The 14,961-nt window shown below is 66.6% G+C and carries 11 protein-coding genes; 1 reads left to right on the top strand and 10 read right to left on the bottom strand.

The genetic code is table 11. From position 1 onward, the window contains the following. Nucleotides 1-60 precede the first annotated feature (60 nt). Nucleotides 61-2,253, top strand: a complete 2,193-nt coding sequence (locus tag FVQ98_RS07755) for a TonB-dependent receptor (RefSeq protein WP_147912865.1) — start codon at nucleotides 61-63, stop codon at nucleotides 2,251-2,253. A gap of 44 nt (nucleotides 2,254-2,297) precedes the next feature. On the opposite strand, the gene pgi is transcribed toward FVQ98_RS07755, so the two are convergent. From pgi to FVQ98_RS07805, 10 genes are all read right to left on the bottom strand, one after another. Beyond that, nucleotides 2,298-3,893: a glucose-6-phosphate isomerase gene (gene pgi / locus FVQ98_RS07760; protein ID WP_255507682.1), complete on the bottom strand. Its 1,596-nt coding sequence runs from the start codon at nucleotides 3,891-3,893 to the stop codon at nucleotides 2,298-2,300. An 8-nt stretch (nucleotides 3,894-3,901) separates the two neighbouring features. Then, nucleotides 3,902-4,849, bottom strand: a complete 948-nt coding sequence (tal, locus tag FVQ98_RS07765; RefSeq protein ID WP_147912866.1) for a transaldolase — start codon at nucleotides 4,847-4,849, stop codon at nucleotides 3,902-3,904. A 113-nt stretch (nucleotides 4,850-4,962) separates the two neighbouring features. After that, complete coding sequence (locus FVQ98_RS07770) at nucleotides 4,963-6,876, bottom strand: bifunctional metallophosphatase/5'-nucleotidase (RefSeq protein WP_147912867.1); 1,914 nt, start codon at nucleotides 6,874-6,876, stop codon at nucleotides 4,963-4,965. A gap of 135 nt (nucleotides 6,877-7,011) precedes the next feature. Next, a complete protein-coding gene (locus tag FVQ98_RS07775; protein WP_147912868.1) occupies nucleotides 7,012-7,824 on the bottom strand; it encodes a MetQ/NlpA family ABC transporter substrate-binding protein in 813 nt (270 codons plus the stop codon). 170 nt (nucleotides 7,825-7,994) lie between these two features. Then, nucleotides 7,995-8,660 (bottom strand): methionine ABC transporter permease, encoded by a 666-nt coding sequence (locus FVQ98_RS07780; protein WP_147912869.1) that lies wholly within the window; start codon nucleotides 8,658-8,660, stop codon nucleotides 7,995-7,997. 5 nt (nucleotides 8,661-8,665) lie between these two features. Further along, complete coding sequence (locus tag FVQ98_RS07785) at nucleotides 8,666-9,811, bottom strand: methionine ABC transporter ATP-binding protein (RefSeq protein WP_147912870.1); 1,146 nt, start codon at nucleotides 9,809-9,811, stop codon at nucleotides 8,666-8,668. A 377-nt stretch (nucleotides 9,812-10,188) separates the two neighbouring features. After that, nucleotides 10,189-11,235 (bottom strand): ABC transporter ATP-binding protein, encoded by a 1,047-nt coding sequence (locus FVQ98_RS07790; RefSeq protein ID WP_147912935.1) that lies wholly within the window; start codon nucleotides 11,233-11,235, stop codon nucleotides 10,189-10,191. 8 nt (nucleotides 11,236-11,243) lie between these two features. Beyond that, entirely contained in the window at nucleotides 11,244-12,248 is a 1,005-nt protein-coding gene (locus tag FVQ98_RS07795) for an ABC transporter ATP-binding protein (RefSeq protein ID WP_147912871.1), read from the bottom strand. Between the two features lie 75 nt (nucleotides 12,249-12,323). Beyond that, complete coding sequence (locus FVQ98_RS07800) at nucleotides 12,324-13,244, bottom strand: ABC transporter permease (protein WP_147912872.1); 921 nt, start codon at nucleotides 13,242-13,244, stop codon at nucleotides 12,324-12,326. A gap of 111 nt (nucleotides 13,245-13,355) precedes the next feature. Then, complete coding sequence (locus FVQ98_RS07805) at nucleotides 13,356-14,945, bottom strand: ABC transporter substrate-binding protein (protein ID WP_147912873.1); 1,590 nt, start codon at nucleotides 14,943-14,945, stop codon at nucleotides 13,356-13,358. Between the last annotated feature and the right edge of the window lie 16 nt (nucleotides 14,946-14,961).

Below are 14,961 nucleotides of genomic sequence, written 5' to 3' on the forward strand. Positions count from 1 at the left end.
TTGTATATTGATTACGAATCATTGTCATTTGTATTTACTAAGCTCCTGAAAGCCTTTTCCATGCACAGACCTCACCGTACCGCTCGGCTCACCCCCATCGCCCTCGCGCTGATCGGCCTGGCCACTTCCGTGGCCGCGCAAACCACGGCAGCGCCCGCCACCAAGCCTGATGCGCCTGCGTCGGCCAGCCCTGCGGCCGCTGCGCCGACGCCTGTCGCCGGCACGCTGGACGAAGTCACCATCCGCAGCACCTACGAGCGTGAGGACCTGCCGCGCCTGGCCCCAGGCAATAAGGCCGCCTCGGGCGCGCGGCTGGGCATTCTGGGCGCCACGTCAATCATGGAAGCGCCGGTGCATGTCAACGCGTACACGCGGGAGTTGGCCGAGGATTGGTCGGCGCTGACGCTGCAGGACGTGCTGGAAAACGATTCGGCGGTGGTCTTCACCACCAACAAGAACCACATGCTGCAGAACTTCAACCTGCGCGGCCTCGACATGGGCGCGCAGGACATCGCCACCAACGGCCTGTACGGCATCGCCCCGGCCAACTCGGTGCCGATCGAGATGTTCGAGCGCGTCGAGGTGCTGCGCGGCCCCAACGTGCTGCTGTCCGGCATGCCGCCGGGCACCAGCGTGGCCGGTACTGTGAACATGGTGACCAAGCGCGCGCTGGGCAAGCCGATCGCCGACCTGACGGTGACCTACGGCACGCACTCCTACGGCCAGGCTCACGCCGACCTGGCGCGCCGTTTCGGGCAGGATCAGCGCCTGGGCCTGCGCTTCAACGGTGTCTACGGCACCGGCGAACTCGGTGCCAGAGACGAGAAACAGACGCGCCGCGTGGGCGCACTGGGGCTGGACTATCTGGGCGACCGGGCGCGCTTCTCGCTGGACGTCTACAACAGCGTCAACAAGATCGACAACGGCAGCCCCGGCATGTTCAACTTCCTGGGCAACGCCAACATCCGCGGCGTCGGCGTGCTGCTCGATCCGCCGCGCGGCGACACCAACATGTTCCGCGGCACGCACGGCAAGTACGACAACAGCGGCGTGCTGGCGCGCGGCGAGTTCGACTTCAATGAGAACTGGCAGGGTTACGTCGCCTTCGGCGCGGGCGAAGCCGAAGGCCGCGGGCTGATGTTCGGCACCCGCGCTTTCGTCACCGGGCCGGACGGCGCCACGCGCGGCGCCATCTACCACGTTGACACCCGCTCCAAACGCCAGACCGCCGAGGTCGGCGTCATCGGCAAGTTCACCACCGGCAGCGTGAAGCACCGGGCACAGTTGTCGGCCAACATCCTGAAGATGAAGGAAGGCACCAACAACACGCCGTGCAACTACTGCTACACCACCAACATGTACGACCCGGTCACGCCGGTGTTCCCCAACGCGCCCGTTTGGAACGGCTTTGACAACGCCAGCGTCAAGGTCAACAACGACTTCCGCTCGGTCGCCCTGGCCGACACCATGAGCTTTGCGGGCGACAAGGTGCTGCTCACGCTGGGCCTGCGCCACCAGAGCATCAAGCAGTCCTGGACCCATTACAGCAAGAGCCGCATTTCGCCCATGGTCGGCGCCGTGGTGCGCCCCTGGGGCGACGGCGTGGCGCTATTCGGCAACTACACCGAAGGCATGGAGCCCGGCCAGGTGGTTGGCGTGGGCTTTGCCAACGCCGGCGACGTGATGGGCCCGCGCGTGACGAAACAGGCCGAAGTCGGCGTGAAGGTGCAGACCGGCCAGCTCACCCACACCTTCAGCGCGTACGAGATCCGCCGCCCGTCCTTCATCACCAACAGCAGCAACCAGCTGGTTGACGACGGGCTGCAGCGCCTGCGCGGCGTGGAATGGAGCGTGTACGGCAAATTGCTGCCCAGCCTGTCGGTGCTCGGCGGTGTGACGCACCTGAAGTCGGTGCAGCGCAACACCGGCAAGACCACCTACGGCACCCCTGCCCTGCGCGCGCGCATCGGGCTGGACTGGGAAACGCCGCTGCAGGGTCTGACCCTGGGCGGGCGCGTGCACTACACCGGCAAGCAGTGGGCCGATTCAGGCAACCGCATGCGCGTGCCCGCCTGGAAGCGATTCGATCTGATGGCCAGCTACGCCACCAAGGTCGCCAGCCTGCCGGTGCGCCTGAACGCCAGCGTGGAAAACGTGGCCGACAAGAAGTACTGGATCGGCACCTTTGGCGACGGCTTCCTGATGCCCGGCGCCCCGCGTACCTTCCGCGTGTCGGCGACGATGTCGTTCTGAGCGGCAGCGCCCGCCGGGCGCGAGGTTTCCTTGCGCGCGCGGATTCAGGCGCCGCGCAACCGCCCAACCAGCGCGGCGGTGGAGGCGTCCAGCGCCTCGGGGTTGCCATCGGCCAAGGCAGCCTCGATCTCCCCGGCGTGGCGCTTGCCCAGCTCCACGCCCCACTGATCGAAGCTGTTGAGGCCCCACAGCGAGCCCAGCGCGAAGGTGCGGTGCTCGTACAGGGCCAGCAGCGCGCCGATGCTGCGCGGCGACTGGTCGGGCAGCAGCAGCACGGTGGACGGGCGGTTGCCAGGGAAGTGCCGCTCGGGCGCATCGCCTTCCTGGCCCATCATCAGCGCGCGCGCCTGTGCCAGCGCATTGGCCAACAGCTTGCGGTGGTGCTCGGGCAGATCGTGCGCCGCTTGCGCTGTCAGCACGAATTCGACCGGCACCACATCGCTGCCCTGGTGCAGGGCCTGAAAGAAGGCGTGCTGGCCGTTGCTGCCGACCTGGCCCCAGGTGCTGGCGGCGCTGGCCACGCGCAGCGCGCGGCCCTGCAGATCGACCCGCTTGCCGTTGCTTTCCATCTCCAGCTGCTGCAGGTACGCCGGCAGCGCGCGCAGCCCATGCACGTAGGGCACGACGCAGCGGCTCGCAAAGTGCAGGTGGTTGCGGTACCAGAGGTCGAGCAGCGCCAGCTGCACCGGCAGGTTGCGCGCCAGCGGCGTCTGCACGAAGTGCTGGTCCATCGCGTGGGCACCGGCCAGCAGCTCTTCAAAACCCTGGCGCCCGGCCGCAATGGCAATCGACAGGCCGACCGGCGACCACAGCGAGTAGCGCCCGCCCACGCCTTCGTCAAACGTCAGGCAATGCTCGATGCCGAAGTCGCGCGCCGCTGCCGCGTTGGCGCTGAGGGCGACGAAGTGCCGCGCCACGTCCTGCCCGCCGTTCGCCAGAAACCAGTCGCGCGCCGACAGCGCGTTGCGCATGGTTTCGGCGGTGCCGAAGCTCTTGGACGCGACCAGAAACAGTGTGTGGGCCGGCTGCAGGCGCGGCAGCAGCGCGGCCAACTCGTGCCCGTCCATGTTGGCCACGAAGTGCACGCGCGGCCCGCTGGTCGCGCCGGCGGCGTGCAAGGCCTGCACCACCATGCGCGGCCCCAGGTCGGAGCCGCCAATGCCGATGTTGACCACGTCGGTCACCGCAGCATCGGCGCGCACGGCATCGGCCAGCATGAGCATCGTGGCCCGCCATTGCGCTATGCTTTGAATAGCTGGTTGCGCAGACTGCTCTAGGGCTAAGGCCGGATTTCTCCATTCAACATGGCTGACCGCACGGTCCTCGGACACATTGATGGGCGCACCGGCGAACAGCGCGTCCCGGTGGGCGGCCAGGCCACATTCCTCGGCCAGTTGCGTCAGCAGGCGCTGGGCGGTGTCGTCGATCAGGTTCTTGGACAGGTCGGCCCACAGCTGTGGCGCCTCAAAGCTGAACTTGGCTGCACGATCGCCTTGGTCGGCGAATGCGCGGCGCAGGTCGAAGCTGTCCGCGCCGCCACCAAATGCGCGGACGGCATGGGTCGCCAGCGCCGGCCAACTGGGCGCCTCGTCGGCGCGCGGACGGGTCTGCCAGCCGGCAGGGGCCATCGGGGCCTTCATGTCGCGCTTCACGCGGCCTGCATCAGGGCTTCAAGCTTTTCGGCGTCGGCGATGAAGGCGCGGATGCCCTCGGCCAGCTTTTCGGTGGCCATGGCGTCCTGGTTCAGCGCCAGGCGGAAGCCGGCCTCGTCGTAGCGCACGGGCGGCAGGTCCATCCTGCGCGCGGCCTCGGGGTCCAGCGCGCGCGCCAGCGGCGCGTCGGACGCGGCCAGTTGCGCCAGCAGTTCGGGGCTGATGGTGAGCAAATCGCACCCCGCCAGCGCGGTGATCTGGCCGACGTTGCGAAAGCTCGCACCCATCACCTCGGTGGCGATGCCGTGGCGCTTGTAATGGTCGTAGATGCGTTTGACCGACTGCACGCCCGGGTCGTTGGCCCCCGCCATGGCGGCTTCGTCCCAACTGGCGCCCGCCTGCTTCTTGTACCAGTCGTAGATGCGGCCGACGAACGGCGAGATCAGCTGTACCTTGGCCTGCCCGCAGGCCACGGCCTGGCAGAAGCTGAACAGCAGCGTCAGGTTGCAGGCGATGCCGCGCTTTTGCAGGCGCTCGGCGGCGCGGATGCCTTCCCAGGTGCTGGCGATCTTGATCAGCACGCGCTCGGTGGGCACACCGGCGGCCTGGTACAGCTCGATCAGCCTTTCGGCGCGGGTGAAGGTGGCATCTTCGTCGAACGACAGGCGCGCGTCGACTTCGGTCGAGACGCGGCCCGGGATGATCGACAGGATTTCGGTGCCAAAGCGCACCAGCAGCCGGTCCACTACCTCGTCCAGCGGTTGGCCGCGGTGCGCCGCCACGGTGTCGGCCAAGAGCGGCGCGTATTCCGGCTTTTGCACCGCCTTCAGGATGAGCGACGGGTTGGTGGTCGCGTCCTGCGGCTGGAACTGCGCCAACTGGCGGAAATCGCCCGTGTCGGCGACGACGGTGGTGAATTGCTTGAGAGCGTCGAGCTGGTTCATGGCTGGCGATTATCCCGCCTCGCGCAGGGTGCCCGAGCCGGCGCGCGCCGGCGATACGCCCGGTTGCAACTGGGCGGCGGCCGCCACCACCTTGGCTGCGCCGCCGACTGGCGCTATTTGAACTTGCGCGTGCTGTACAGCTCGTTCGCCAGCCGCCCCACCGTCGGCAGGCCGGCGCTGTCCTTGGGAAGGGTGTCGAGGTAATCGAACAGCACGTCCGCGTCCAGCACCCCGATGTCCAGGCGTCGCGCCGCGGGCACGGCCGCGAGCGTCTTGTAGCCGTCACCGCCGGTGGCGTTGAAGCTCAGCACGAACAGGCGGTAGGTCTTGGCGGGGTCGAGCGGTCCCCAGGCGCCGCTGGCCGGATCGCGCACTTCGACGTTGCTGACGCGTGCGCCCGCCGCCGCCTTGGAATCCACGTCGAAGCGCAGGCCGCCGGCATACGGGTACGGGCCGGAACTGCCACCAGGGCCGAAGGTGGCTTCCAGTCCGTCCTCCAGCATGGCCTTGACCTCGGTGCCCGTGATCTGCAGGCGGAACAGCATGTTGCCGAACGGCAGCACCTGAATCACATTGGCCGCCGTCACCTCGCCCAGCAGGGGCACGCGTACGCCGCCGCCGCTTTGCAGTGTGATGTCGGCACCGCCGTACTTGGCGTTGGCAACCTGCAGATAAGCCTGTGCCACCAGTTGCTGGATGTCACCACCACGCTGGCTCACCAGGCCTTCGGTGTTGCACCCGGCGCTGGAGCGGCTGTAGTCCATCGAGCCTTCCCCGCCCGGCACCCGCCGGGAACACAACTCTGTCGGCGCGCGCGCGACCACGGTCTTGTTGAACACCTCGACGCGCCCCTTGTACGGCGCCAGCACATTGGTGGCGACCACCGAAGGTGCCGTCACGCGCAGAAAACCGGCGGCCTTGACGTTCGCATTGATCGCGGTCTGCTCCGCCGCCGTCGGCGCCTTGCCGCCCACGGTGAAGTTGTTGCCGATCAACACATGCGGCGTGCCATTGCATTCGAGTAATTCGCCGTCGCGATCGAAACGGACCTTCAACTCGCCCACCACCTGGGCATATTCCCAGGCCTGAACGACGCACACCTGTTTGCCTTCCTTGTCGAAGGCCAAGGTCGGGTAGTCCCCTGCAGGCGAACCCACGCCCAGCGTCGACAGGCTCTTCGGACCGAGCAGCGTGTGCGAATCACCTCCAACCACGACGTCCACGCCGCTCAGCTTGGTGACCATCTGGCGGTCGTACTCGTAACCGATGTGGCTGGCCACCACGATCTTGTTGACCCCCTGGGCGCGCAGCCTGTCGATCTCGCGCTGAGCCGCAACTGCCTCGTCCTGAAACTGCGTGTCGGGATCGGGGCTGGAGGAAGCCTTGGTCTTGCCAGCAATGGTCAGCCCGATCACGCCGATCTTCTGGCCGCCGCGCTCGATCACCGTCGACGGCACCACGTAGCCCGCTGCACGCGCCGGGTTGAGCGCGGAATTGGCGCCAAACGCCACGTTCCCGCTCAGCACGGCGGTTTTGCAAGCGCCCTTCCTGAGCAGATCCAGAAAGCCCTTGAGGCCGCTGTCGCCCTTGTCGAATTCGTGGTTGCCGAGGCTGAAGGTATCGAAGCACACCGTGTTCATCAGCGCGGCGTCGGCTTCGCCGTCGGCACCGGCGCGGTTGAAGTACAAGGTGCCGGTCAGGGCATCGCCCGCGTGGATCTTCAGCACATTCGGGCCCGCGGCCTTGACGATTTCCTCGATTGCCTGGGTCACGCGCGGGAAGCCTCCCGCGTCCACCGCCACACTGGCGGGCGCACTGCCGCCGATGCCCAGCTTGAGGGTCTTGCTCTTGCTGTCGAGCGTGGAATGGTGATCGTTGATGTGAACCAGCGTCAGCGTGAAATCTCCCGAAGCTGGCGGCGTCACATCGTCATCGCCTCCGCACGCCGTCATTAGCGCGCTGGCGGCAGCGACGCCTGCAACCCATCTCCATGTGGCGCGAACGCCCCTCGACTTTCCTTGCGACATGCCTGACCTCACATTGACTGAATCCAACTTCAGCCATGGTGTGGCACACATGTTGAACGGCGATGACAGGCGCGCGTCAGTCGCGTGACGCCACGACGCGCGGGTCGCCTCAGACAGGCGCAAGCGGCGGACAGCTCAGAAGTCGGCCACGATCGATCCCTTGAACTCAGACTGGATGAACTGGCGCACTTCGGGCGATTGGTACGCCTTGACGAACTTGGCCACCCAGGGCTGTGCCTTGTCGGCGCTGCGCACCACCAGCAGGTTGGCGTACGGCCCCTTGGGGCCTTCGATGGCAATCGCGTCCTTGCCCGGGTTCAGGCCGGCGGTCAGGGCGTAATTCGTGTTGACGGCCGCCGCATCCAGGTCGTCCAGCGAGCGTGGCAACTGGGCCGCGTCGAGCTCGACGAAGCGCAGCTTCTTCGGGTTCTCGGCGACGTCCAGTGGCGTGGCCTTCAGGCCAGCGTCGGCGTTCAGCTTGATCAGGCCCTGCGCCTGCAGCAGCAGGAGCACGCGCCCGCCGTTCGTGGGGTCGTTCGGAATGCCGAAACGCGCGCCGGATTTCAAGTCTTTCAGGTGTTTGACCTTCTTCGAATACAGGCCGATCGGGAAGGTGACGGTGCTGGCCACGCTGCTGAACTTGTAGCCGCGGTCGGCAAGCTGCTGGTCGAGGTAGGGCTTGTGCTGGTAGCTGTTGGCATCCAGGTCGCCGGCAGCCAGGGCAGCGTTGGGTTGCACGTAGTCGCTGAACTCGACCACCTGGATCGTCAGACCGTTCCTGGCCGCGACTTTCTTGACCTGTTCCAGGATCTGCGCGTGCGGCCCGGCGGTGACGCCGACCTTGATGCTGGGCTTGTCCTGCGCCTGGGCACTGGCGCCCGCGAAGGCAAGCCCCGCGGAAGCGAGCATGACCGACCAGGCGGCGTGAAGAGCGGTGCGTCGTTGCATGAGACAGGTCCTTTCTGACTGAAAAACGTCGACAAGATTGGGAAAGAATTGGCGCAGGCTGCGCCCGGCCGCTGGTCAAGCCCAGCAGAGCCGATGCACATCCGAATTTGAATGAAAAGTGACTGCAGCGCGCTCTGGTCCAGCGCGACCAGCTACTTTTTAAATAGCGATCAGCGATGGCTCAGGCGGCGCACCAGCCAGTCACCCGCGGTCTGCACCACCTGCACGAAGGCGATCAGCACCAGCACCACCGCCAGCATCACGTCCGGCAGAAAACGCTGGTAGCCATAGCGGATGCCCAAGTCACCCAGGCCGCCACCGCCGATCGCCCCGGCCATGGCCGAATAGCCGGTCAAGGCCACCAGCGCAATGGTCACGCCGCCCACGATGCCGGGCAGCGCCTCGGGCAGCAGCACTTTCCAGACGATCTGCCCGGTGGTGGCGCCCATGGCCTGCGCGGCTTCCACCAGGCCCGGATCGACCTCGCGCAGCGAGGCCTCCACCAGGCGCGCGATGAACGGCGCCGCAGCGATGGTCAGCGGCACGATGGCCGCCGCCGTGCCGATCGACGAGCCGGTGACCAGCCGCGTGAACGGGATGATGGCCACCAGCAGGATGATGAAGGGCGTGGAACGCACCGCATTCACCAGGCCGCCAACCACGCGGTTGAACCCGGCGTGCGCCAGCACCCCGCCCTGGTCGGTCAGGCGCAGCAGCACGCCCAGCGGCAAGCCCACGGCGGTGCCTGCCAGGCCGGAGATACCGACCATCAGCACGGTCTCCCAAAGCGACGTGGTGAACAGGTCCAACAGTGCAGGCGTGAAGTTCTCGAACATGGTGCTCACTCCTGCGCAGCGGTAAGGTCAAGGTCGGATGTCGCGTCCGTCACGTCCTGCACGCGCACGCCGGCATCGCGAATGCCCTGCACCGCGGCATCGACGGACTCGGCCAGGCCGGTGACATACACCGCCAGCACGCCCATGGTCTGGCCCTGAATGGCGTCCATCTGGCCGTGCAGCAGGCACATGTCGACGCCGTACTGCCGCACCAGACGCGACAGCACCGGCCGATCGGCGTGCACGCCCGACATCGTCAGGCGCAGCAGGCGTCCGACATGGGTGCGGGGCAGGCCGGCGCGCGCCGAAGCCACCTGCTCGCGCACGCTCGGTGGCAGCGTGCGCGGCAGGATTTCCTCGATCAGGCTGCGGGTAATGGCCTGCTGCGGGTGGGTGAAGACCTCGACCACCGGGCCCTGCTCGACCACCTGGCCGCCTTCCATGACTGCCACGCGGTGCGCGATCTGCTTGATTACCTGCATCTGGTGCGTGATCAGCACGATGGTCAGGCCCAGTTCGCGGTTGATGCGTGCCAGCAGCGCCAGGATGGAACGCGTGGTCTCGGGGTCGAGCGCCGACGTGGCTTCGTCCGACAGCAGCACCTTGGGCTGGCTGGCCAACGCCCGGGCGATGCCCACGCGCTGCTTCTGGCCGCCGCTGATCTGCGACGGAAAACGCCCCGACAGCGCGGCCAGGCCGACGAGGTCGAGCAGCGGCTCGACGCGAGCGCGAATGCTGGCCTTGTCCAGACCAGCCAGTTCCAGCGGCAGAGCGACGTTGCCGTACACCGTGCGCGAGGCCAACAGATTGAAGTGCTGGAACACCATGCCGATCTCGTGGCGCGCGATGCGCAGGCCCAGCGCATTCAGGGCGGTCAACTCGGTGCCGCCCACCGTGACACGGCCTGCGCTGGGGCGGTTCAGCAGGTTGATGGTGCGCACCAGCGAGCTCTTGCCCGCGCCGCTGCGACCGATGATGCCGAACACCTCGCCGGCGCGGATGTCCAGATCGATGCCGCGCAGCGCTTGCACGCGGGTCTTGCCCGGCCCGGGGTAATACAGGTCGACGCCTTCGAGACGGATCGCGCTGACCGGCACCAGACCAGCGCCCGACGCGAGCGAGGCGCGGGCCGCGTCAAGGCCCGACGGCATCAGCGGGGTGGAGGGAGATGGCGGCGGCGGGGTGCGCCCCCCGGATCGGAGGAAGGAAAAAGTATCGGTGGCAAACATGGTTCATCTGCAAAGACCTGTGCCGGTTGCGGATCGCGCGAACCGGCGAGGGGGCGATTCTCAAACGAACCCTTCATTTCTCAAAATAATACTTTTTACTTTGTATATGCCAGATTTCGGCATTTGTCGGACGACGGAGCTCAAAGGTCGGACTGACAGGAATGCAGCGCAAGCGCTGATTTCAGCATCCAATCGCACTCTGGCCCGCTGTGAATCTGCGCCAGAAGCTACTGATAAGATAGCAGCGGCACTGGGGCGCTCCGCTCTGGCGACCCCGTTTCGCCCGCCGGCTCAAGCGCTCAGATACGGCCTTCTTCAACCGCGTGGCAGGCGACCTGCACCCCGCGCAGGTGCAGCAGCGCGGGGCGCTCTGCCTTGCAACGCTCGTTGGCGTGCGGGCAGCGCGGGTGGAAGGTGCAGCCCGTGGGCGGGTTGAGTGGGTTGGGCACCTCGCCCTGCACCGGCGTGCGCGCGCGGCCGGTGTCGTGCATCTTGGGGATGGCGTCCAGCAGCATCCGCGTGTAGGGGTGCTGCGGGTGTGCGAACAGTTGGCGCTTGGGCGCCAACTCGACGATCCGGCCCAGGTACATCACGCCAACCTGGTCGCTGACGTGGCGCACCACGGCGAGGTTGTGGCTGATGAACAGGTAGGTCAGCCCGCGCTCGGCCTGCAGGCGCTTCATGATGTTGAGCACCTGGGCCTGCACCGACACGTCGAGCGCCGACGTGGGCTCATCGCACACCAGGAATTCGGGCGCGGTGGCCAGCGCGCGCGCGATCGAGATGCGCTGGCGCTGCCCGCCGGAGAACTGGTGCGGGTACTTCACCATGTCGGCCGCCGACAGTCCGACCGACTGCAGCAGCTCGCCCACGCGCTCCAGCGCCTGCGCGCTGGACGTGGCCATGCCGTGCTCGTGCAGCGGCTCGGCGATGATATCGGCCACCTTCCAGCGCGGGTTCAGGCTGGCGTAGGGGTCCTGAAAAATCATCTGGATGCGGCGACGCAGGGCGCGGCCGCCCTTGCCCTCGAACGCGGCGTGCGCGTCCTGCCCATCGAAGAAGAAGTTGCCGCGCGTCGGCTCGTACAGGCCGACCAGCAGGCGCGCCACGGTGCTCTTGCCGCAGCCCGATTCGCCCACCAGCGCCAGCGTCTGGCCTTTCTCGATCGTGAACGTGGCGTCGTCAACGGCGCGCAGCAGCTGGCGCGGCTTGCGCTCCAGCACGCGGTTGAGCCAGGGCGGCGACACATCAAAGGTCTTGGCCAGGCCGACGGCGCGCACCAGCGGCTCGTGACCCGCATGGGTTGGGCCTGCGCTCACCGGGGTTTCGGCCACAGGGCTGGGCATCTCTGTGTTCATGCCGGCACCGCCTTGTCCGTGATGCGCTGCACGCGCCCATCGCCCGCGTGCAGCCAGCAGGCGGCGCGCGTGGGGCCGGCGTCCATCAGGTCGGGCCGTTCGGTGCGGCAGCGCTCCTGAAAGCCGTAGGGGCAGCGCGGGTTGAAGGCGCAGCCCTGCGGAATGGCGTTCAGCCGCGGCATCGCGCCGTCGATCTGGTAGAGCACGTCGACCTCGGCCTCCATGTCGGGGATGGCAGCCATCAGGCCAGCGGTGTAGGGGTGCGCTGGGTGGTTGATGACCTCGTGCACCGGGCCGATCTCGGCGATGCGGCCGGCGTACATCACGGCCACGCGGTCGCAGGTTTCGGCGATCACGCCCATGTCGTGCGTGATCAGCATGACGGCGGCGCCGCGCTCCTGGCAGACGCGCTTGAGCAGGCTGATGATCTGCGCCTGGATCGACACATCCAACGCGGTGGTCGGCTCGTCGGCCACGATCAGCTTGGGCTCGGCCGCCAGCGCCAGGGCGATCACCACGCGCTGGCGCATGCCGCCCGAGAACTGGTGCGGGTAGTGGTCGATGCGCTGCTCGGCCGCCGGGATACCGGTGTCCTTCAGCAGGTTGATGGCGCGCTGGCGCGCTTCCGCCGCGTTGACGGCCAGGTGCGTCTGGATCGTTTCGGTCAGCTGCCGGCCCACGGTGTACAGCGGGTTGAGCGAGGTCAGCGGGTCCTGGAAGATCGCACCTATCTGGCGCCCGCGCACGTGGCGCATTTCCTCGTGCGGCAGGTTGTCGATGCGCCGGCCTTCGAGCAGGATCTCGCCCCCGGCGACGCGGCCGGGCGGCTCCAGCAGACCGATGATGGACGCGCCGGTGAGCGACTTGCCCGCGCCCGACTCGCCCACCACGCCCAGGATTTCACCCGGCGCGATGTCGAAGCTCACGTCGTCCAGCGCGCGCAGCGTGCCGCGCCGGTTGGGAAACTCGACCACCAGGTTCTTGACTTGCAGCAGTGCCATGCGGTTCGATTCAAATACTACTGTTTCGATAGCTGCTTGCGCAGATCCATGTAGGGCCAGAGGCCATTTTGTTCATCAGTTCAGCCTTGGATTCAATGCGTCGCGCAGCCAGTCACCCAAGAGGTTCACCGACAGCGCGATCAACACCAGCATCAGCCCCGGGAAGATGGTGATCCACCATTCGCCCGAGAACAAATAGTCGTTTCCGACGCGGATCAGTGTGCCCAGCGACGGCGACGTCGGCGGCACGCCCACGCCCAAAAAGGACAGCGTCGCCTCGGTGATGATGGCGGTGGCGACCTGGATGGTGGCCAACACCATCACCGGGCCCATGACGTTGGGCAGGATGTGCTTGAGCATGATGCGCCACTTGGACACCCCGGTCACGCGCGCGGCGTGCACGTATTCCTTGCCGCGTTCGACCATGGTGCTGGCGCGCACCGTGCGCGCGTACTGCACCCAGCCGTTGCTGCCCGCAAACGCAATGGCCAGCACCAGCACGCCGAAGGCCACGCCCTCGGCCGCGTTGGGGTACAAGGCGCGCGCCACCCCCGCGATCAGCAGCGCCACCAGAATGGCGGGGAAGGACGAAACCACGTCGCACAGGCGCATCAGAAAGCCATCGACCCAGCCACCGACCGCGCCGCTGATCAGCCCCAGCAGCACACCGATCACCAGCGACAGCGCGACCGCCGCCAGGCCAACGAAGAGCGAAATGCGCGTGCCATACATCAGCGCCGACAGGATGTCGCGGCCCTGGTCGTCGGTGCCCAGCAGGTAGGTCGCCTTGCCTTCGGGGTACCAGGCGGGGGGCAGGCGCGAATCGCCGAGCTCGAGCGTGGTCAGGTCGAACGGGTTGTGCGGCGCCACCCAGCCGGCAAAGATCGCGCAGAACAGGCAGATGAAGGCGATCACCGCCGCGACGATCGCCGTGGGCGAGTGCCGGAAACTGTAGCCAATGTCGCTGTCCCACCAGCGGGAAACCAGAGTGCTCATGAATCGATAGCTGTTTGCGAAATACGGTGGCTGATCAGAGCCCTATTTCGTTCAAATACGGGTCAAAGCAGAGGTGCCCGGCAGCGTGGCTGTGCACTTCATTCTTCGTCCTCACTTGGCCTTCACGGTGATCCACTTGAACGGCATGAAGTTGTCTGCGCGAAGCGGCAGGTCGATCTTCTTATTCACGCCCCAAGCCAGCGCCTGCTGGTGCAGAGGGAGGTGGCCGACGTCGTCGATGTGGAGCTGGAAGGCTTCCTGGATCATGGCATCCCGCTTCGCCTTGTCGGTCTCGGAGCCGATCTTCACCGTCAGCTCATCCAGCTTGGGGTTGCAGTACGAGCCCAGGTTGAATTGGCCCGCGCCGGTCTTGTCGTCCGGGCAGCGCATCAGCGCATTCAGCGCGTTGTGCGCGTCGTAGGTCGACGGCGTCCAGGCCAGCATGTAGAAACTGGTATCGCGGCGCAGGATCTTGGGGAAATACGTGCCCTTGGTTTCGGCCTGCAGGTTGACCTTGACATTGATGCGCGCCAGGTTGGCCGCCACCGCCTGGCAGATCTGCCCATCGTTCACGTACCGGTCGTTCGGGCAGTTCATGGTCAGCTCGAAGCCGTTGGGGTAGCCGGCATCGGCCATCAGCTTCTTGGCGGCTTCCACGTCGTAGGGTAGGCGCTTGTCCTGGGCCGCGCTCCAGCCGTTGTTGCCGGGGCCGATCATCAGCGCGGTGGGGCGCGAGGCGCCGCGCATCACGTTCTTCTGGATCGCGTTGATGTCGATCGCCTGGTAGAACGCCTGGCGCACGCGCTTGTCCTTGAACGGGTTCTTGCCCTTGACGCTGGAGAACAGCAACTCGTCGCGCTTCTGGTCCATGCCGAGGAACACCGTGCGCAGCTCGGGGCCAGAGAGGACGCGCGTGGACGCGTTGCTGTTGACACGCGCGATGTCCTGCACCGGCACCGGCTCCATGACGTCGATCTCGCCCGAGAGCAGAGCGGCCACGCGCGTGGCGGGGCTGGAGATGGTGGTGAAGACCACCTCCCGCGCGTTGCCCTCGATCTTGCCCCAGTAATTCGGATTGCGCACGAAGACGGTGCGCACGTTCGGCTGGCGCTCCTTCACGTGGTAGGGGCCGGTGCCGTTGGTCTTGAATGAAGCGGTGTTCTCCACGCCCTTGCGGCGATCGACCGGGCGCGTCGCGTTGTTGTCCTCTGCCCACTTCTTGCTCATGACCATCACCTGGGTGAGGATCTGCGGCAGGATCATCAAGGGCGTCTTGGTTTCGATCTCGACCGTGTGGCTGTCGACCTTGCGCACTTCCTTGAAGTCGTTGACGTAGGCCTTCATGTCCGAGCCCTCGCCCGCCACGCGCGCCATGGTGAAAACCACGTCGTCGGCCGTGAAGGGCGTGCCGTCGTAGAACTTGACGTTCTTGCGCAGCTCGAAGCGCCAGACGGTGGGCGAAGTCTGCTTCCAGGCGGTGGCCAGCGCGGGCACCAGGTTCAGTTTCGGGTCCAGGCCGACCAGCGGCTCGTACGCGTTACCGTCGACGCTCAGCTGCAGCGATTCGTTCAGTGAGTGCGGGTCCAGGGAAAGCGCATCGCCTTGGTTGGCAATGCGGACGGTCTGCGCAGACGCTACCGAACCCATAGCTGCCAGCGCAATCACCACGGGCGCCAGAGCCATTTTTGTTTGTTTTTTCATGACAATCACCTCGACG

The organism is Ottowia flava, from assembly GCF_008017535.1.
GTDB classification, from domain to species: domain Bacteria; phylum Pseudomonadota; class Gammaproteobacteria; order Burkholderiales; family Burkholderiaceae_C; genus Ottowia; species Ottowia flava.

Excerpts from the sequence above, each read along its gene's own strand:
- FVQ98_RS07770 (WP_147912867.1), bottom strand. The coding sequence starts at position 6,876 with ATGTCGCAAGGAAAGTCGAGGGGCGTTCGCGCCACATGGAGATGGGTT.
- FVQ98_RS07785 (WP_147912870.1), bottom strand. The coding sequence starts at position 9,811 with ATGCCGTCGGGCCTTGACGCGGCCCGCGCCTCGCTCGCGTCGGGCGCT.
- tal (WP_147912866.1), bottom strand. The coding sequence starts at position 4,849 with ATGAACCAGCTCGACGCTCTCAAGCAATTCACCACCGTCGTCGCCGAC.
- FVQ98_RS07800 (WP_147912872.1), bottom strand. The coding sequence starts at position 13,244 with ATGAGCACTCTGGTTTCCCGCTGGTGGGACAGCGACATTGGCTACAGT.
- FVQ98_RS07805 (WP_147912873.1), bottom strand. The coding sequence starts at position 14,945 with ATGAAAAAACAAACAAAAATGGCTCTGGCGCCCGTGGTGATTGCGCTG.
- FVQ98_RS07775 (WP_147912868.1), bottom strand. The coding sequence starts at position 7,824 with ATGCAACGACGCACCGCTCTTCACGCCGCCTGGTCGGTCATGCTCGCT.
- FVQ98_RS07755 (WP_147912865.1), top strand. The coding sequence starts at position 61 with ATGCACAGACCTCACCGTACCGCTCGGCTCACCCCCATCGCCCTCGCG.
- FVQ98_RS07780 (WP_147912869.1), bottom strand. The coding sequence starts at position 8,660 with ATGTTCGAGAACTTCACGCCTGCACTGTTGGACCTGTTCACCACGTCG.
- pgi (WP_255507682.1), bottom strand. The coding sequence starts at position 3,893 with ATGAAGGCCCCGATGGCCCCTGCCGGCTGGCAGACCCGTCCGCGCGCC.
- FVQ98_RS07795 (WP_147912871.1), bottom strand. The coding sequence starts at position 12,248 with ATGGCACTGCTGCAAGTCAAGAACCTGGTGGTCGAGTTTCCCAACCGG.
- FVQ98_RS07790 (WP_147912935.1), bottom strand. The coding sequence starts at position 11,235 with ATGCCCAGCCCTGTGGCCGAAACCCCGGTGAGCGCAGGCCCAACCCAT.